This is a genomic window from Reichenbachiella versicolor, from assembly GCF_003171675.1.
GTDB lineage: Bacteria > Bacteroidota > Bacteroidia > Cytophagales > Cyclobacteriaceae > Reichenbachiella > Reichenbachiella versicolor.
In genome coordinates, this window is the sequence record NZ_QFZQ01000006.1 from 395,039 (window position 1) to 414,618 (window position 19,580).

Sequence of the window (19,580 nt, forward strand, 5' to 3'; positions counted from 1 at the left end):
ATTACGAACACATTTGCAAAACATGCTCTTTGAGCAAATAGAAGGCATTAATCTTCGGGTAAAGGCAACATTTGTGCTTGGTATTTCAAGACCAAAAAGCACATTTATATCTTGATTTAATAAGGCATCATTAATACTCTTTCCGAAATTTCATCTCTTTTTGTACTCACTGGGCGAGACACCAAATTGCTTCTTGAAACACTTTGCAAAATAGGAGGTCGAGGAAAATCCAGATTTGAACATAACCTCTTTGATATTTAATTCTGTATTATCAAGATATTGTTTGGCTCTTGTTAATCGAAATCTTCGAATGTAATCAACACCTGACATACCTGTCAAGTCTTTGAACTTATGGTAAAAATGTGAACGACTCATACCCATCCTCGCTACCAATGCGTCTACATTAAACTCAGAATCCATCAGGTTGTCTTCTAAGATGGACATTACATCGTCCAAAAAGTCTTTATCCGGAGAGACCATCTCTATTTCACTAGGTTGAATAACTGACTCTGCTTTAAATTCCTCTACTATCATAGACCGATAGGTAAGAATATTATTCAGTTTTTGAATTAGAATATTCATGTTAAAAGGCTTGGTAATATAGTCATCTACCCCCCTCTGCAAACCGTCTAGTTGACTTTCGTCAGAAGTCTTAGCTGTTAGAAATATGAAAGGAATATGGTTGTAGGCTTTTGATGCTTTGACTTTTTCTGCAAACTCAATACCATCCATTATTGGCATCATTATGTCACTTATGATAAGAGTCGGCATCTGTCGTTCTAGAATTTCCAAACCTTCATGCCCATTTGCGGCTTCTACTATGTCAAACTGATTACTTAGTCCTTCCTTGATAAACAATCGCATATCTTCACTATCCTCTACCAATAGCACTGTGGGTAAGCTACCTTGTGCTAAAGATTTTTTGATAGCTGGAATTGGCTTTAACTCTTCTTCGTATTCCGACATTCCATTTTCAATGGCCTCGACTGTCTCTATTACCAAATCCTTTTCAACAATGATATCATGCTGATAGTTATCCTGATTCATAGGTATCTTGACAATAAACCTTGCCCCTTGTTTGTAAGCTTCATCTAACTCTATCGTCCCGTGGTGAAGTTCTACAAGATGCTTTGTAAGAGATAAACCTATACCCGAGCTGTGATCACTTTCTGACACTTTATTCTTGGTGTGGAAGAATCTATCAAACAGTTTACTTCGACTTTCAGTAGGGATACCATCACCAGTATCTCGAATCAGAATAGCGAACAAATCATCTGAAATCTTGATTGACAATTCTACTACGCCTCCTTCTTTATTGAACTTGAACGCATTGGAGAGAAGGTTATATACGATCTTCTCAATGGCATCTGCCGAGAAATAGAAGTTGACCGAATATTGAGGTAGATTAACTTTAAAATCGACTCCCTTGTTTCTTGCAAGCGAGAAGAAAGTCTTTGCGATATCATCTATAAATGATACGATATCCCTCTTTTCATATTCCAGTTCGTAGTTTCCACTTTCTACTTTTCGAAAGTCCAGTACTTGATTGACCAGCTTCATGAGTACAGAACTATTCTTCTTCATAAGAGCATACTGACTATGACGCTGTTCCTTAGTGAGTCTATCATCATTTTGATATAGATACTCTAGTGGTCCATTGATCAAAGTCAATGGAGTTCTGAATTCATGCGAAATATTAGTAAAAAACTGGATTTTCATGTTGTGTATAGCGTCTTCCTTATCACGCTCAATAGCAGACATCAACTCCCGTTTTTTGAGTGTCCGCCTACTCATCACTACTTTAGCTATCACTACTGCAATCAATAGTAGTATCACAACGTACAACAGAAATGCCCGAATAGTCTTCCAGAATATAGGAGCTATTTCAAATTTAACCTCAGCGATCTCTTCACTCCAAACACCATCATTATTGGATCCTTTGACTTGAAAGACATATCTACCCGAAGGAAGATTAGTATAATTCACGAATCGACGATCAGCAGATTCACTTATCCACTCCTCCTCCAGTCCTTTGAGCCTATATTGGTATTTATTATTCAATGGTGAAGAATAGTGCAATGCTGCAAATTCAAATGAAACACTATTTTCATTGTATCGGAGCTTGATTTCATCTACATGGTTGACATCGTTGTCCAGTAACTTTCTTCCTCCAATTTCCTCTCCTGCCTGAACATCTTGATTCCAAAGGCTAAAAGCTGTAATGGCAACCTTGGGAGCGGTATTATCTACAACAATCTCTTCAGGATGAAACATATTGAAACCATTGATACCACCAAAAAGTAATTGTCCATCATCCAACTTGATACAAGCTGCATCTTGAAATTCATTTCCCTGAAGGCCATTGGTTTTATCATAACTTGAAAAAACCTCTGTTTCAGGACTAAACTTAGATATTCCCAGATTGGTTGATATCCATAGGTTGCCCTGTTCGTCTTCGAGTATACCCTTGATAGTATTGTTAGACAAACCATCATTAGTTGAATAGTTTTTGAACTTCCCCTTGCTCTTAGTATCTAAGATTAGATCAAACCCTCCGCCATAGGTTCCTACCCATATATTTCCTTTCGAATCCTCAAACAACGATAAGACATAACTATGACTCAATGAAGATGGGTCTTCAGGGTCATTTCTGTATACCTTGATTTTTGGTCTATCACTAGACTTATCAGACCTAGAGATCATCACTAGTCCCATATCTGTACCAATCCATAAATTGCCATAACTATCTAATAACAGACTACGAACTATGTTAGATGGCATTCCATGACTATCAATGGTGAAACGAGTAACTCCATCATTTAAGGGGTCGTATCTTACTAAACCAGTATAGTGTGTACCAAACCATATAACGCTATCCTGATCTTGAATAATCGTAAATGCTCCTCCTTCAAAGTACTTGAATTGCTCTATTGCATATCCTGACTTTTCTGAAGTATCATGAGTAATAATATATGGTCCATAATTATTTGAAGTACCTACAAGTATGGCCTTTCCTTTTTTGGTATTGACCTCAGTTACACAAGCTGAAAATTCCGTAATTTTAAGTCGTTGAAAGTCTCCAATACCTTTATCCAAATTATTGATTTTAACAATATTAACTCCTCCACCTCTTGTAGCAATCCAAAGGTTATTTTCACTATCTTTAGCAAAGCCCTGAATATTATTATGTGAAATGCTGTTTTCTTCACTTCCTTTCTTGAAATACTGGAATTTTTGCCCTTTAACGTCATATTTACTTACTCCTCCACCTATCGTGCCTACCCAAAGCAATCCAGTGTAGTCCATAAACAACTCTTTGATATTGTTTGAGCTAAGACTTGCCGAATTATCATTTTCATGACTAAAATGTTCAATTGACTGAATTTTAGAGCCTACGTGTTTAAACAGATGAAGTCCTCTAGTATTGCCTCCCCAGAAAGTATCATTTTGATAATCACACAAATTGGTAATAGGGTATTTGTACAGTCTTTTAAATCCTTTATTAATACTCCCTACATGTATTCCCTGTGTATTAGCAAATAGTAGTTCGCCATTTTTGAATAAGATATCATTGACATTGAACAATTCGAGTAACTTATAAGCCCTTAGTTTTTCGTTAGTACCAGATTCAACAACATGCACTCCATTTATACACCCTGCGTATATCCTACCTACATTGTCAATTTCTAAGGCTAATACTCCTTTTCTCCCTACTTGCTGTTTATTAATCACATTCTCTATTGCATATTTTTCCTTTTTATTATCATAAACAAGCATATCCAATCCTCCTTTGGACCCCACCCATACGGTATCTCCTTGAATCAAAAGCTCTTGAATGTAATCATTACTTATATTGCCGTATCTGTTTTTGGAAGTAGTCTTGAGGTAGGTGATTTTATTTTTCTGCCTATCAAAATAGTTCAACCCTTGACCAGTAGTTCCTATCCAAAGATTGCCATGTCGATCCTCGCGTATACTATTGATGATGTTGCTACTGAGTTTGATTCCTTTCTCTTCTCCAATGCTGTATTTTTGAAATCTATATCCATCGTACCTATTCAATCCATCATTGGTTCCTAGCCAAATGAACCCTTTTGAATCTTGAATGATACTCAGTACATCATTTTGACTCAGGCCATCGTCACTAGTGATTCTCTCAAATCCATCACTGGATAGGGCTGTTCTCACCCAACACAATAGCATTAAGACTATAGATAGAAAAATCTTCATATACATTATTTAAACTCTATTTCGACCATTCTCAAGAAAGCTAAACAGTTTAGTATGGGTCAAAGAGCGTTACATAAATATAGCTGAGTTTTAACTCTTCTATTGCCCTTAAAGTCCAAGACTGAACATTTGTATCTTATAATCTTACTTTTATTTCCTTTGTACAAGGGTTAGGCTTGCTCATTAACAAAAGAACCTATGCCTGATTTACACGGGGTATTGAGTGAAAAAAAATCGTTCCTAATAGAGGTCACCTGTATAGATTCCTACACTGGTATTATTCAAAAGAGTCTAAAATACACACAGAGTATTCACCCTTTTTGAGTTTTTAATATGATCGAGTATTCCTATACAAACATTATACAAAGCTGATATAGCATTCAAAATAGAAATTGAGCTGTATTGATTTCAATATCTTAGCATAAGAGTACCTCAAACACTTCAAACAATTGATTATTAATTCGTTAAAACAACTACTTTTTAGCGCAGTCTTCTTTTTTCTTTCTCTAGAGCTTTCTGGAGAACCGACTACCAATAGCGTAGACTCGTTACCCTTTTATACAAACAGGCTAAACAAACTAGACAAAGACAAAAGATTCTTCTATGAGGAATCTTATGATGAATATTTGAACTGCTACAATTTCTTCTTAGTTCAAAAGGATACGGTCAACATTTTAAAGAGCCTATTTGGAATGTCTGAATCAAAACGTGCGTCTAGAGATTATATCAATGCCTTTGATTATCTCTGGAAGATCCAAATCTATTTGGAGAAGTATTCTTATGGGAATTATAAAGCTCGGCTGCATCGAAAGCTTGCCAACTTATACTTGCAGTATGGTATAGGTTCTCAAGTGCTACATCATTTAGAGCTTGCACTCGAAGAGTCCAAATTACTTTATCAAAAAGATTCTGTAGCCATTCAGCAAGTAAACGCTTGCTATGTTGCTCTAGCTTCAAAATATCGAAGAGAAGGTCAGTTTTATAAAGCTTTATCTTATCTTGATTCATGCCGTATTAATGATCATTTGATCAAAATAAAAAGCTATACCATCCCGATCATATTATCAGAAAGAGGTTTTACACAATCCGAAATAGGTTTACACAAAAAAGGGCTTCAAAACCTTCATCAAGCCGAACTTATTGGAAGACAACAAGGAAATGAATACTTATTGACTACCTATTACTTTCTGGGAAAAGTGAAACAGACACTTAAGGAATATGATAGTGCTATATTATTCTTCGAGAAAAGTCTAAGGCTTTCTAAAGGGTTTAAAACCAAATCTGCTATTTCGGCAATGAACCTTAAAGAAATGTCCAAAGCATATTCTGCTTTAAACCAACCTCATAAAGCTTATGAACTTCTGTATGAGGCTAACATTATTGAGGGTAAGCTGCTGGAGATCCAAAAAGCTACTTTAAGTGAGTTATTCGAATTAAAAAATAGATATCAAGAATCTATTCAGAGAAAAGATATCCTATTGAAGGAACAAAACGCTACTATCAAAAAGAATGAAGAGAGGCAATTTAAACTAGTCATTACTTTGGCTCTAATCATCATAATTGTCATTGTCACTCTTATCGTAGTTCGTATGCGCTATCAGTTGAGAAAAGCCACTCTTCAAAAGAAAGACGCGGAGATAAAGAACCAACTGCTAAGGGAACGTAACAAAGAGAAGGTGGCCTTAAAAAACCGAGAGCTTACCTCATATACGCTACAGATAATAGATAAAGACTCTGCAATCAATGAGCTACTAGAAGTCATCAACAAAGAAATACCTGAAATGGCTAAGTCCATGAATATGAAGTTTGGCAAAGGTTCTATGGATCTTTGGGATGAGTTCAATATGAGGTTTTTGGAGGTAAATTCTCGATTTTACGAGCAACTGAGTGAGAAACACCCTAGCCTAAGTTCTACTGATCACAAACACTGTGCTTTGATCAAACTAAAGTTTTCTACTAAGGAAATGGCTCGTATTCTCAATATTGAGACACATAGTGTACATATCTCTAGATCGCGTATCAGGAAAAAAATGGGGTTGAATAGAGAGCAAGGGTTGGAAGAGTATATTGATGGTATATAGCAAGCAATCTACCTTTGTATTTCATCTAAAAAGCTATTGGGCAAGTTACTCTCTATTCTTTCCACGCATTCGGTGATACACTTTTTCCTGAACGCTATTATAACCTCATTGACTACTTTCCTAGCATATACTCCAAAGGTATGCGTAGTCTAACCTTCCAAGCATCCTCTGTGTGAGCTTGTCCGGGAAAGTACTCCGTAGTCCAATTGGCTTTAGAATAGCCCTTATCAAACATTACTTGATCCACCTTTCGTTGGATATCTGGATAGAGTGCATCAAGTGTTTGATCTCCACAGTCAAAATAGATTCTATGACTATTTGGGTCTGGAAGGTTATCTTTTAAATACTGTATAAAAGCAGCAGGAACAGGATTGTTTTCTAGTACGAATGTACCTGGCCAGTGAGTGGATAGGCAAGCAGCAGTCCCAAAGATATCTGGATATTCGCAGATGGCATACATAGATATAAGACCTCCCATACTGCTTCCCATGACATATGTATTGGATCGATCTGTATGTACAGAATAGTTTTGGTCTATGTATGGTTTCAGTTCTTTCGTAAGAAACTTGAGATAATTGTCCGATTGAGTAGCAAAAGGCGGTGACTTGATGATTTGAGCTTTAACAAGTTGCGCCGTCACTGTATCAAGCTCTACTTTAGATAGTGATTCAAGTGGCTTCTGAGGAAAGTAATCAGGATGTCTAGTTACTCCTCCATTCCAAATTCCTACTACTATAAAATCCTTAACCTTTCCTTCGCTCATCAACTTAGAGGCGGTATCATCTACGTCCCAAGATTGTTTGTTCCAGCCCTGTTCGGCGTCATAGAGCATTTGACCATCGTGCATGTAAAGCACCGCATACTTCTTAGCCTTAGAGTAACTATCCGGAAGCCAAATATCAACATTTCTAGCAGTGACGTAGTCGGATGTGAAGTTTTCTATTCTTTCTATTTTACCACTTACGACCTTTGGAAGTGGAGACTGAGAAACGCAGGCTACAGCCATCAATAGGCCTAGCACAAAAAGGGAAATCTTTCTGATGTGATTCATAATTTATTAAGTCTTATCGGGTAGACACTGGGGTCTTACAGCGTTAAAGGTAACTAAGGAAGATGATTCAAAAACATCTAATTGATCATAGAATTATAAAACGAAAAGAATTAGTCTATTTCTCCACTTAAAGTGGATTAATATCTGATTTCTTTTCAAAGGATAGGAAACCATGAAATCAACAAATTCCGTTTTGTGACATTCGAATCCTGCCATTTGACTTTCGAAACTTGCCAATCTTCATCTAGAACTTGAAATGTTCATCACAGCTTTGGAGAGTTGGTTTTCACCTTCTAATTTCAGCATCTGGTCGGCAAGGTGCCGACCGCTTTATTAATAACCAAAACCAAATCATACAATGTCAAAAGAACATTATGATGCTATGGTATCAGTGATCTTATCACTTCCTGATACCGAATCTAAATCTCCTAACATGCCTATTGATAAATTCATTCAAGAAGCTGCCGACTTAGAGATATGGAGTGCAATAGACCTGCCTAAACTCTTAGCTGTAGGGGTACCGCAGGAGACCTTTGATAATCTTCCCATCTTGACAGGAAGTCTTCGATATGCACAGAGCCAGTGGAACAAAGACCGGTTCACTAAAGAGGAGGCTCGAAAAGAGTGGAATGAGAAACAACCAGCAGCGATGGATCACAAGGATGAACTTGAGCATAGTTTCAGATTTGCTTTTCGCAAAGTCCCAGAACTATTAACGAAAGTGAAGTATATAGAAGAAGGCAGCGGTCATGCTGATTTAGTACAGGACTTGAGTGACTTGTCTGTGCTAGGCAAAGACAATACTTCTATGCTGGAGGCGATAGGTTTTGATATGAACAAACTGGATATCGCTGAGAACTTATCGATAGAAATGAGTGAATTGCTGGCGACCATGAATGGTAGTATTGGAGACAAAAATGCAACTAGAGTGATCCGTGACAAGGCTTACACTTTACTCAAACGATCTGTTGATGAAATAAGAGAGGCTGGTAGGTTTGTTTTTTGGAAAGACAAGGATAAACTAAAAGGCTACCGCAGTCAGTATCGCTCCCAGTGGAAATAAACTACTCCCCTCGGAGTTAGATTGGTACCCACGATACTTTTAGGCCTTCCCACGGCGTGGGGAGGCCTTTTATATGCGAGGGAAGTAGTGAATTTGACGTGGGGAGCATTTAGTTCTTGGTAGGGAATTAACAATTTCACGAGGGTATAATCAAAATTTCAGAGGGGAGTAATCAAAGTAACGATTCAGTAGTATAAGTTGATGAGGGAGACATATTCTTAGCCAATTAACGGTCATAAAATAATTATATCAGCGTCTATCCAAGTTCCACTACGCATCTCAGATTATCGGCTTATCTTAGGCGTCGTTTAAACTACTCTTAAAATAATGAAGACCACTAATGACCATCGCCCAGTCGGAGCGTATATACCCAATGAAGATCGCTACAAGTCTGAGTTTTTTAAAAATGCTGGCAAAACTGGTTTGCAACTCCCTCTAGTTTCTTTGGGACTTTGGCACAACTTCGGCGAAGGCGACGACTTATTCCAAGGAAGAAAGATATTAAGAAAGGCTTTTGACTTAGGTATTACACATTTTGACTTAGCTAATAACTATGGCCCCCCATATGGCTCTGCTGAAGAGAACTTTGGTAGACTGTTCAAAAAAGACTTTGCTAATTATCGTCATGAATTGGTCATCGCTACCAAGGCGGGATATGACATGTGGCCTGGACCTTACGGTAATGGTGGATCTAGAAAATACTTATTCAATAGTCTAGACCAAAGTTTGCAACGCATGGGACTTGACTATGTGGATATATTCTATCACCATAGACCTGACCCTACCACTCCTATGGAAGAAACTGTACTTGCTCTCAGTGATATGGTTCGTCAGGGAAAGGCGCTCTATATAGGTATCTCCAATTACTATGAAGTGGAGCAAATGACGGAAATGTGTCAGCTCATGGAAAAATACAATGTTCCGTTTGTTCTGAACCAATTGAAGTACTCAATGTTTGAGAGAAAGCCTGAGCAGCAAGTAGCGTGGGCTGAAGAGGCTGGATATGGCATCATTGCTTTCTCTCCTCTGGCTCAAGGTGTATTGACTGATAAGTATCTGAATGGTATTCCGGAAGATTCTAGAGTAGCTAAAAGTGAGAGTTACTTAAAGCAAGATGATACTTTCCTTTCAAGAGTAGAAAAAGTCAAAGCACTCAATGAAGTAGCGCAGGATAGAGGAATTAGCCTAGCACAAATGGCACTGCTATGGGTTCTTCGTCAAAAGTCTGTTTGTTCAGTATTGGCAGGAGCTAGTAGAGAAGAACAATTAGAAGAAAACGTCAAGTTGATGGAGCAACCTGCTTTGACTGCTGATGAACTTGATAGAATAGAAAAAATTCTTGCAGGTTAATTACGAAGATTTTTATAAAAAAAGAGGTTGTAAAAGATCAATAGAAGAACATCATTCTTCTGACTTTAACAGCCTCTTTTCTATTCTAGTGTTTATCCTTTCCTATACAGGCACAGATGCCCTATAGATCACTATTTCATTCTCTGAACTAATATTCACCTCTGTACCATAAGGAACGAAAAAGGCTTCTCCTTTTTGATATTGATCACTGCCAAGTTCGTTGAAAACCGTTCCTTCTCCATCTACTATCATGAAAATCTCGGAGGTCTTGGATCTGAGTTGATATTGTTGGTCTTTGGCAACAGAGATTTTGCTCAATTCAAAATCCGGAGCAGGGCTAGTATATACTCTTTCCATTCCATTGGCTACAGCCTCACCTTTTAGAATATTGGGTTCGGTAGCTTCAAAGACTACATGTTTGAGTAGCTCTGGTACATCTACATGTTTGGGAGTAAGTCCTCCTCTCAATACATTATCAGAGTTGGCCATCAGTTCCATATTTTGTCCTTCCATATAAGCATGCGGTATGCCTGCATCTTGAAATACAGCCTCTCCAGCGTTGACTTTTACAATATTGAAAAAGTAAATTGAGTAAATCCCCTTATCTAAATTCCCTTCAGGACAAAAAGTATTAAAAGCTTTAGCTGCCCAATAATCTGGACTGGCCTTTTCCAGACTTCCAGCTTTATACAATGGTAAAACTCGATCTATCAAAGGTCTCAAAACCTTGTTGGTCTGCTCAGCCGACTCCTCCATCACAGTTTGATAAAGCCCTTTGTATCCTTCTGATTGAAATACTTCTGATAGGTGAGATAACTCTGGAGTCTGATTCAGTAGAGTTAAAAGTTTCTCCTCACTTAGAAATCCATGTAACAACCAAAACTCACTAAGTGCCACCATGATCTCTGGCTTATGGTTATCATCCTTGTAGTTTCGGTTTTTTGCTTTCAGATCTATCCCCAATTCATTCTCTTTTTGAAAACCTTTCTCTGCCTCAGCCTTAGTCGGATGTACTTGGATAGATAACATGTCATTGACATCAAGTACCTTGAAAAGATATGGTAGGCGTCCAAACTTGTTAGCTACCGATTCTCCCAAGAATAGATTAACATTAGATCTAATCGCTTCATTCAGTAACTCATCACTGGACAACCTTGAAGGGGCGTTATCGTGCGCTCCCAACCAATATTCTGCACAGGTTTCTCCTGGTTTTTTTATACCTAAGAGTTCAGGGATGTAATCTTTCCCACCCCATGCATAGTTTTGAACTGTTCCTTCTATTCTTACAATTTTGGAATTCATCTTATCATTTAACGACATATCACAAAGCTGTTATTACTCGCTCTAAATTGAAAATACTATACTGCAAATGCTAGGTAGTTTCGAGAGACTAACCAAATTATAGTGATATTATTATTTCAATTGTAACTATAAGTTTCAATAAAATATTGAACCAATGCAAACTTAGAGCTTATCGAAAACTCATTTTAAGTACTTTTACATAGGCACTGATTTGGTGCTAAAGGACACCATTATGAAAATATACAATGAGATCACACCTGTAACCTCAAATGACATTTTTGTAAGTCTGGATCACAAAGACGCTAAGTTTGACTATCCGGTTCATCGACATCCTGAATTTGAGTTGAACTTAGTGATTAATTCTACTGGAAATAGAATTGTAGGTGATTCGGTAGAAGTCTATCAAGAACTCGACTTAGTCTTAATAGGTCCTCGAACTTATCATTGCTGGGAAAGTAAAAATTCAGACGGACCTGTAAGGGTAATCACTATCCAGTTTGAAGAGCATTTTACGGAGAATGATATTCTTTCAAAGAAATCCTTAAAGCACATCAGACAGCTTCTATTAGAGTCAGTAAGGGGAATATCATTCAGTGGGGAAACACGGCTGCTGGTTTGTGAAAAAATGAAAGGGCTAAATGATTTGAATGAGTTTGAGTCCATTCTTGAGTTTTTAAGAATATTGAACATTTTAGCATCTTCATCTGAAAAGAACTTTTTGTGTAGTGAGGGGTTTAGTTCTCAACCAGATCGTTCTAAAAACAGAAGAATAAATGAGGTCTATGATTTTGTGCTAAAAAACTATCAAGACCCCCATCTCAATCTTCATATCATAGCTCAGAGGGTTAATATGAGTGATTCTGCTTTTAGCCACTTTTTCAAAAAACGTACTAATAAAAGTTTTACTCAATTTATCATTGACATGAGAATTGGAAAAGCGGTAGAACTATTAAATGAGTCTGAAGATAGCGTTTCTCAAATTTGCTACTCATGCGGCTTCAATAACGTTTCCAATTTCAATCGGTTATTCAAAAAAAACAAAGGTGTCACTCCAAGAGAGTTTAGATCGCAATTTCAAGACCTATCACCTTCAAACTTTACTGATCGCAAGGAATATTTAATAGAAAGCTCATTGTGAGCTAATCATTTGCTTATTGTTCCATGCGTTCAAACTGAGACGGTCTTGTATTTTTGGCTTATATCCATGCATTTTAAACTCTAAAACTGCACCAATAAATACCAAAGTGAGTTCGTCCTAATTAAAAAAGACTCCGAAATAAATACTTCGGAGTCTCTATACACAGATGAATAAAACTCTAAACAAATAATATAAAGTCTTAGTCCATATTAGTTATTACAACTAAACTCTGACCTTTCGCTTCGATTTCATACCCTTCATTAAAGTCTATTTCTAGATCTGTTTCTAAAGGTATTGGCAAACCTGCTTCATCTACAGGCTTGACTTCTTCACTATAAACATATTTTTTTGCAGACTTGAGTAAAATGCCACTATCAAACTTCACTTCCAACTCATAGTCAGTCAAGCTGCTATTGACTACAGCGATCATATACTTGCCTTGATGAGCGACTGCAATAGCTCTTACTCCATTTTTTGAAGGTAGCTCTACTTCAAAAACCTGAGCACCTGTCTGCATGTACCTAGATAGAAGAGAGGAAGAATAGAACCAAGGTCTTATCTCTTCTTCTTCAGCACCTCCAAATAACTCTTCACCAAGAATATTCCAAAATCCCCAGACTTTAAGTTGCTTATCATCACCTCCAAGATTGTTGTGCATGGCGTCATCCAATCCCCAAGCTACCATACCTGAAAACCCTGCATTTACTACTTGCATAGTGGCATCTGCCATATCAATTCCATAGAAAAAATCCTTAACCATCATGTTAGAGTCATTTCCAGCATACTCATCAGCTGCGATTCTATCAAGATTCTGGTTATATAATTCTGCTTCGGTCGTCTTATTGAACTTGAGTCCAAGCTCTCCCATAATTATATCCTTACCTGCTGGGGTAGCTTCTATATAAGCTTTAATAGTTTCACTGAATTGCCCACCACGTACAGAAGTTTGATCCGGATAAGCATGAATATCATATAATCCTATTTCGTCTCCTAAATCGTAATCCGCTTGAGCTAACCAATTCGTTAAGGATCCATCCCAAACTGCTATATCAGGACCTGCTATTGTAACCTGATCACTAACCCCAAGCGTCTCCATTTCATCATAGAATAACGATATGGCTCTCTGCCAAAGATCATAGTCTCCATCTGTCGCTGCCCAATCTCCATTTGGCTCATTGATGAGATTATAGTACTTGATACAAGTGTAACCTTTATCATTAACAAGGAAATCTAAAAATCTAGCTGCATACTCCAAATTCGGTTCATTCAGATCTCCTGTGCTTATTTGGTCAAATCCCCACTCACCAAACATCACAGTAACTTTATTAGACTGGCAGTAGTCTAATATTTTAGCTAGCCCTTCTAGATTCTTTTCAGGATCATAAGTACCTCCATGTAGATACATTTCTCCAGCAGTAGTTATGACACGCATGAACTTAGGTTTCATAAAGTCCAATCTGGCATACATCTTATCCCAATCCGCATCCGATATTGGACTGTTCCAATCATTATATGCATGTGGATATGCATCCCACTGAGCCCCGTTACCAATGTAATTAGAGTTAATCACATTCACCGTTTTGACCATTATTGTCGGGTCTACTTTAGGACTATATGATTCAATGGCATCAGTATCACATGATATAGCAACCAACAGAATAACAGGAGTCAATATTCTTAATACTTTACTTTTCATCATTGCTTTATCTTTTTCTGTTATTCTTCAACTCTCGAAAACTTATACCAAAACCTTTCTGTATGACTTAATTCTAATAAAGGATTTTTGGGATTTCCTTCCCATATCGCATTTACCCCCCAGTCATTGTTTACATAAGTCAATACCAATGTATTACCATCATCCTCAAACGAGACTTCAAAGTCGACCGAAGCCCCTGCTTGATTAAATTGTACTGTATTGGTTGTCAAATTGTGCTCCCAAACACCATTATCAATTGGAAGCTTCCTGAACAATTCAGACCAATCATTGGCTGGTGGAGCTGGAATAGTTTGATCCTCTTTGACAAAGTTTCCATATTGATCATCTACTCCCTTCGAATGGGTAAAAGTCCCTCTGAGATTACCTTCGCGTGTACCCTTTTCAAAATCAAACGTGAAAAGATTATCAATTTCAAAGGAGGCTCCTGACAGATAATCTGTAACATTCTTAGTTCCTGACCAGCCCCAAGGCTCTGTGGGTGCAATCAAATAATAAAGCATAAACTCATCGATTTTCCACGTTCCTTCGATTTCAATATTTACCTCTCTTAGCTTTACTGACCAGTTTCTAACCTTTCCTGAAGCTGACGTAACAGAGTAAACTAAAGTGGAGTCTTCATTGCCAAAATTCACTTGTTCACCTGATTCGGGAGACGAGGTAGCCTTGTAGGATAGCGCTAGTTCAGGAACCATATTAGTTATATCCACATTATTAGGAACACTAATAAGCACTCTTCCACTGTCCTCTCCTATAGTCTCTATTACTGCAGGTCCTATCTGACCGTCCATATTAAACTCTAGAATAGAACGATCATTGAAGGTAATATCTTTCAGGTTGTCGTCTTCGTCCTGGCACGCCGCTAGTCCGGCTACTAAGACGATTAACATCCATATGGTGTATTTTATATTATTCATCTTATTATTCAATTAAAGAGTTAAGGTCTTGTTCATTTTGTGGTATCTCATAGAAGTCAGCGTATTGCCCTACTATTTTACCGTATTGACCTTCTAATACTTCTCTAACCTTGTTTGTCCTTCTTAGGTCAAAAAGCCTTTCTCCTTCAAAAGCCAATTCTTTAGTACGCTCCATAAATACTTCTTCTCTAAATTCTTCAGTGCTTAGGCCTGACACTAAATTATTTGGTCTTTCTGAAGCAACCGTAGCTCTATTTCGAATTCTATTTACCCAGTCATAAGCTTCAGTTGTAGGACCTGATGCTTCTGCATATACCAAAGCAATATCTGTGTATCTAATGACAGGCAGGTAATGATTACTTCTATCTGCTTGCTGGCCTTTATCTATGTACTTCAGTGTAAATGGGTATGGTAAATTACCTGGATAGGTCGATATTGTTCCATCTAATAACGTCACCTCATCCACAATCAAATCTGTTGATCTCAAGTCGTTTCTGTCCCCAAAAACCTGATTGTAAAAAGGAATCTCGGTTGTCAAATGTCCCCATCCATCTGAAATGGATACATTATCTGCCCCAAACTCTATGGTCGTACCTCCAAGTGCTGGGACTTGTAACATAGATATTGAAGACCAATCATTTCCGTTTTCTCCTCCTGACACTTGTGCTCCAATACTAAAGATGAATTCATTTCCAACCTGATTATCCACATCCCAAAGAGACTTATAATCATTGGTCTCAGACCAAAACTCATAACCAGCGCTATTGTTCAAAACCTTCTCAGCATACAGGGCAGCATTATCATAGTATTCATTTGCGTCTACTACATATTCATATCCAGCAGCACCACTAGCAGAAGATGAAGCCTGATGTAAATAAACCTTGGCAAGTAACGCTTGTGCGGAAACTTTAGTAGCTCTTGCGTCTTTTGAAATAAGATCACCAGGATCTATATCTTTCATCATTAATTCGGCCGCTAACAAATCCTTCTCAATAAAAGCATAAAGATCCGCAATGGTAGATTTAGCCTTTGGAATATCTTCTACACTTAATATAGGTGTGTCTCTCATAGGTACTTCTCCAAAAACTCTCACCAAATTAAAATGGTGCAGAGCTCTCAAAAATTGTGCTTCTCCCAATATTTGGTTTCTCTCCTCATCTATCATCGGAATGCTTTCATCTACTCTAGACAGCAGGAGATTCACTCTATTGATCCCCATATAGGCATTGAAGTATACACTGCTCAATACCAAATTAGTCCCAATAGGATTCCAGTTATCTAATTCATGGTCTGCTGGCTGAGCATCTGCCTTAAGCGTAAACTCTTCTGTTCCTAAGACTCCTACATAATACAGATAACGACCATAATATTCTATAGTAGACAAAGCGTCGTATGCATGTGCCAAAGCTGCTCTCACATCTTCTTCAGTCTGATAAAACTGATCAGAAGTTACTATACCATATGGCTCTTCTTCTAGGGAACATGCTCCTATAGAAACGAGCACAATTCCTGCTATAATTTTATTAATTAAACTCTTCATAATCTCCACTTATCAAAATCTTGCATTGACACCTAAAGTAAATACTCTTGGCCTTGGTACACCCGGCCCCCAATAGACTCCATAGACTCCAACCTCAGGATCATATCCACTAAACTTTGTCCAAGTCGCGATATTTTCCACATTGAAATTCACACTCAGCAAACTGAATACACTATTTGCAGGCACATGATAAGTCAAAGAAGCATTTTGAAACTTGACATAAGACCCGTCCTCAATAAAGTAACTAGACAATCGATAAGATCTAGCAGATACTAAACTGGGGTGTTCATTATTAGGATTATCTACAGTCCATCTGCTTGCTTTAACGCTTCCTTGATTCAGTCGATCAACATTAAGTACATCATTTCCATATGCTCCAGTAAAAAACAATCTCAAATCAAAATTCTTCCACTTCAATGTCGAATTAAAGCCAAATGTAAAATCAGGATTAGGATCACCTATAAATGTTCTATCTAGATCATCTACTATACCGTTTCCATCAACATCCACATACTTGATCTCGCCTGGCAATGCATTATCTCCTTGTAATCCTGCTGCCAAACCTTCTTCTCTGGTTTGAACGATCCCATCCGTCTTATACCCGTAAAACGCATATATTGGCATACCTTTTGATAAGCTATTGGGAAACGCTCTGAGTAGTTCTATTTCATCTCCAAAAAATTGAGGAACTACATAACTAGTCCCATTTTCTTCTATAATGTCTTGTTCTACTCTAAGAACTTCACTCACATTTCGAGAAAAGTTGAAACCCAGATTCAAAGACATATCTTCAGTTTCAAAAGCTACTGCATCTACAACTATTTCGAACCCTTTATTCAAGACATCTCCATCATTTTGCCATTGCTCATTGAACCCTGAGGAAGGAGCAATCTTTGCCCTTCTTAATAGATCATGAGTTTCCTTATGATAAAAGTCCAACTCTATATTTAATGCACTTTCAAATAGACCTAACTCAACTCCTACATCAGTATGAACTGTAGTCTCCCATTTAAGTGATGGATTCGCTACACCTGCCCAAATTGTACGCCCTTGGGAGTCATTACCATTAGGAATCCCAGGACCAAAACCTACTGTCCATTGACCATTCAGCCAAGTTCTGGAATTATCCAATAAATCTAAGGACATAAATGGTTGTAAAGCGGACTGATCACCTGTAACACCATACGATCCTCTAATCTTTAACTTATTAACTGGAGTAAAGACTGGAAAAAAGTTTTCCTTATGCAAATTCCAGCCAATTGCACCTGATGAGAAATACCCAAATCGATTATTCTTACCAAACTTTGAAGAACCATCCGCTCTACCATTAAAGGTCACTAAATATTTATCATCAAAATTATACTTGATGCGTGCCAAATAAGAATTCAACTTTAACGGTACATAAGAATTATGAACATTCTTTTCTCCTGCTGAATTTAAATCCTCATTCTCTAGATAATCATTTACAAAATCAGTACCTATCAAAGTTGAAGTTCGTATCCCATACTCTTCATAAGAAGTACCAATGAGAGCATCAATCTTATGCTTACCAAAACCTTTTACATAAGAGACGGTATTATCGTACACCCATCTGCTTGATTTACTGTTTGAGATAGTTCCATAACCATTAGATGTTGAACCTTGATTACCAAACATAGTAGGTTCGTAATAATCACCTACTGACTCTTTATATACGTTTCTGACATATGATTTAAAAGTTAATCCACTGATGATTTCCCATTCTAAATATAAATTACTGAATAAATCAAATGACTCTGACTCATTCTTAATTCTATTTCTTACGGCACCTGGATTGAAAAAGTCTCTCTGTCCTACTTGATGAAATCCTCCTAGTGTATCCCGAACAGGAAAAACTGGATTTCTGTAGATAGCACCTTCTGTACTTGCTATAGTCTGATTAATATAGGCTAAATTAGAATTGATGCCTACTTTAACATTTTTCCAAACTTGATTTTCTAAGTCTGTTTTTAAAGTCAACCTATCATATTCATTACCTTTTACAATTCCATCTTGGTTTAAATATCCTAAAGAAATACTAGACCGTGACTTCTCAGTTCCTCCTCTTACAGCAACACTGGCATTATGAGTAAATGCATCTTGAAATACTTCATCTGGCCAATAGGTTTTGTCTTGCCAAGCTCCATTTCGAATTTCAGACAACGAAGGGTAGTATAAACCATTTTCAGGATTAGTAGCACCTACATACCTAACGGTAGTACCAATTGAATTGGGTAACGCATCTCTATTAGCATCGGCCTCATTTTCAAGTAGTGCATATAAATAAGGGTCTGTTATTAGGTCGAAGCTTCTAGGTAGAGTTGAAACTGACATTTGGTAATTTGCTTCTACTTGAAAGTCATTTTCTACGCCTTTTTTAGTAGTCACTAAAATTACTCCACTTGCTCCTCTAGAACCATATATTGCCGCCGATGAGGCATCTTTCAAAACACTTATTGATTCTATATCATTTGTATTCAACTGTGTCAAATTCCCTGCTGGACCTATTGGGATACCGTCAACGACTAATAGAGGGTCTGAAGTTCCAAAAAATGAGTTAGTACCTCGTATTCTGATGGTACTACCTGCGCCTGGTGCTCCCGAATTACTAGTAACTTGCAATCCTGCTATACGCCCTTTCAATAACTCATCTACAGATGTAGCTAAAGTTGGACTTAACTCATCTGTTTTAACTTTTGCTGTTGCTCCAGTCAAATCATCCTTTTTAGTGACTCCATACCCGACTACGACTACTTCCCCTAATGCTTCAATATCGTAGATCATAGTCACATCTATGACAGATTGACTACCCACTTCAAATTCCTGAGTTGATAATCCTATGAAACTAAAAACTAGTGTGTTTGCCTCATTAGGCATGTTTACGGTATAATACCCGTCCATATCCGTCATCGTACCCTTACTGGTACCTTTTATGGTTACCGTAGCTCCAACTAGAGCCTCTCCAAACTCATCCAGTACTCTACCTTTGACCTGTCTGTCTTGTGCGAGTACTGAACCTATTGTCAATTGTATAATTACTATTAAACTGTAGATTCTTTTCATTCTCCTACCATATTGTACATCTTCCCACTTAACTGTTTTTTTAACTTCTACTATGACATATGTCAAAAAACAGTTCTTTAATTTTTTTAATTCTAGTTACAGCAGTCCGGGAT

11 protein-coding genes are annotated in these 19,580 nt (G+C 37.5%); 4 read left to right on the plus strand and 7 right to left on the minus strand.

The annotated features are described in order from the left end of the window. Positions 1 to 150: 150 nt before the first annotated feature. Positions 151 to 4,230 carry a hybrid sensor histidine kinase/response regulator transcription factor gene (locus DKG80_RS14290; protein ID WP_162555895.1) on the minus strand — a complete coding sequence of 1,360 codons (4,080 nt, stop codon included), beginning with the start codon at positions 4,228 to 4,230 and terminating at the stop codon, positions 151 to 153. A gap of 449 nt (positions 4,231 to 4,679) precedes the next feature. Here DKG80_RS14290 and DKG80_RS14295 point away from each other — a divergent pair, with 449 nt between their 5' ends. Next, positions 4,680 to 6,311 carry a tetratricopeptide repeat protein gene (locus tag DKG80_RS14295; RefSeq protein ID WP_109832030.1) on the plus strand — a complete coding sequence of 544 codons (1,632 nt, stop codon included), beginning with the start codon at positions 4,680 to 4,682 and terminating at the stop codon, positions 6,309 to 6,311. Between the two features lie 112 nt (positions 6,312 to 6,423). Here DKG80_RS14295 and DKG80_RS14300 read toward each other — a convergent pair whose 3' ends face one another. After that, positions 6,424 to 7,362 carry an alpha/beta hydrolase gene (locus DKG80_RS14300; RefSeq protein ID WP_109832031.1) on the minus strand — a complete coding sequence of 313 codons (939 nt, stop codon included), beginning with the start codon at positions 7,360 to 7,362 and terminating at the stop codon, positions 6,424 to 6,426. A 358-nt stretch (positions 7,363 to 7,720) separates the two neighbouring features. Here DKG80_RS14300 and DKG80_RS14305 point away from each other — a divergent pair, with 358 nt between their 5' ends. Together DKG80_RS14305 and DKG80_RS14310 are read left to right on the plus strand one after the other, a co-directional pair. After that, positions 7,721 to 8,425, plus strand: coding sequence for a hypothetical protein (locus DKG80_RS14305; protein WP_109832032.1), 705 nt, complete (start codon positions 7,721 to 7,723; stop codon positions 8,423 to 8,425). 327 nt (positions 8,426 to 8,752) lie between these two features. Continuing rightward, on the plus strand, positions 8,753 to 9,775 hold the full coding sequence (locus DKG80_RS14310) for an aldo/keto reductase (protein WP_109832033.1): 1,023 nt from the start codon (positions 8,753 to 8,755) through the stop codon (positions 9,773 to 9,775). Between the two features lie 102 nt (positions 9,776 to 9,877). Here the strand turns inward: DKG80_RS14310 and manA are convergent, their stop codons facing one another. Next, on the minus strand, positions 9,878 to 11,077 hold the full coding sequence (manA, locus tag DKG80_RS14315; RefSeq protein WP_109832064.1) for a mannose-6-phosphate isomerase, class I: 1,200 nt from the start codon (positions 11,075 to 11,077) through the stop codon (positions 9,878 to 9,880). A gap of 232 nt (positions 11,078 to 11,309) precedes the next feature. On the opposite strand from manA, the gene DKG80_RS14320 reads away from it, so the two are divergent. Beyond that, entirely contained in the window at positions 11,310 to 12,215 is a 906-nt protein-coding gene (locus DKG80_RS14320) for an AraC family transcriptional regulator (RefSeq protein WP_109832034.1), read from the plus strand. Between the two features lie 199 nt (positions 12,216 to 12,414). Here the strand turns inward: DKG80_RS14320 and DKG80_RS14325 are convergent, their stop codons facing one another. Genes DKG80_RS14325 through DKG80_RS14340 form a run of 4 tightly spaced genes read right to left on the minus strand, consistent with a single transcriptional unit; the run spans position 12,415 to position 19,467 of the window. Continuing rightward, positions 12,415 to 13,911, minus strand: a complete 1,497-nt coding sequence (locus DKG80_RS14325) for a hypothetical protein (protein ID WP_162555896.1) — start codon at positions 13,909 to 13,911, stop codon at positions 12,415 to 12,417. Positions 13,912 to 13,931: 20 nt separating this feature from the next. Next, the gene (locus DKG80_RS14330; protein ID WP_162555897.1) at positions 13,932 to 14,846 is read right to left on the minus strand and encodes a hypothetical protein; all 915 of its coding nucleotides are present in this window, start codon (positions 14,844 to 14,846) and stop codon (positions 13,932 to 13,934) included. 4 nt (positions 14,847 to 14,850) lie between these two features. After that, positions 14,851 to 16,386, minus strand: coding sequence for a RagB/SusD family nutrient uptake outer membrane protein (locus DKG80_RS14335; RefSeq protein WP_109832037.1), 1,536 nt, complete (start codon positions 16,384 to 16,386; stop codon positions 14,851 to 14,853). A gap of 12 nt (positions 16,387 to 16,398) precedes the next feature. Further along, entirely contained in the window at positions 16,399 to 19,467 is a 3,069-nt protein-coding gene (locus DKG80_RS14340) for a SusC/RagA family TonB-linked outer membrane protein (protein WP_162555898.1), read from the minus strand. Positions 19,468 to 19,580 lie beyond the last annotated feature (113 nt).

Bases quoted from the DNA above. Each gene is read 5' to 3' on its own strand.
- DKG80_RS14290 (WP_162555895.1), bottom strand. From the start codon at position 4,230: ATGAAGATTTTTCTATCTATAGTCTTAATGCTATTGTGTTGGGTGAGA.
- DKG80_RS14300 (WP_109832031.1), bottom strand. From the start codon at position 7,362: ATGAATCACATCAGAAAGATTTCCCTTTTTGTGCTAGGCCTATTGATG.
- DKG80_RS14305 (WP_109832032.1), top strand. From the start codon at position 7,721: ATGTCAAAAGAACATTATGATGCTATGGTATCAGTGATCTTATCACTT.
- DKG80_RS14310 (WP_109832033.1), top strand. From the start codon at position 8,753: ATGAAGACCACTAATGACCATCGCCCAGTCGGAGCGTATATACCCAAT.
- manA (WP_109832064.1), bottom strand. From the start codon at position 11,077: ATGAATTCCAAAATTGTAAGAATAGAAGGAACAGTTCAAAACTATGCA.
- DKG80_RS14320 (WP_109832034.1), top strand. From the start codon at position 11,310: ATGAAAATATACAATGAGATCACACCTGTAACCTCAAATGACATTTTT.
- DKG80_RS14325 (WP_162555896.1), bottom strand. From the start codon at position 13,911: ATGAAAAGTAAAGTATTAAGAATATTGACTCCTGTTATTCTGTTGGTT.
- DKG80_RS14330 (WP_162555897.1), bottom strand. From the start codon at position 14,846: ATGAATAATATAAAATACACCATATGGATGTTAATCGTCTTAGTAGCC.
- DKG80_RS14335 (WP_109832037.1), bottom strand. From the start codon at position 16,386: ATGAAGAGTTTAATTAATAAAATTATAGCAGGAATTGTGCTCGTTTCT.
- DKG80_RS14340 (WP_162555898.1), bottom strand. From the start codon at position 19,467: ATGAAAAGAATCTACAGTTTAATAGTAATTATACAATTGACAATAGGT.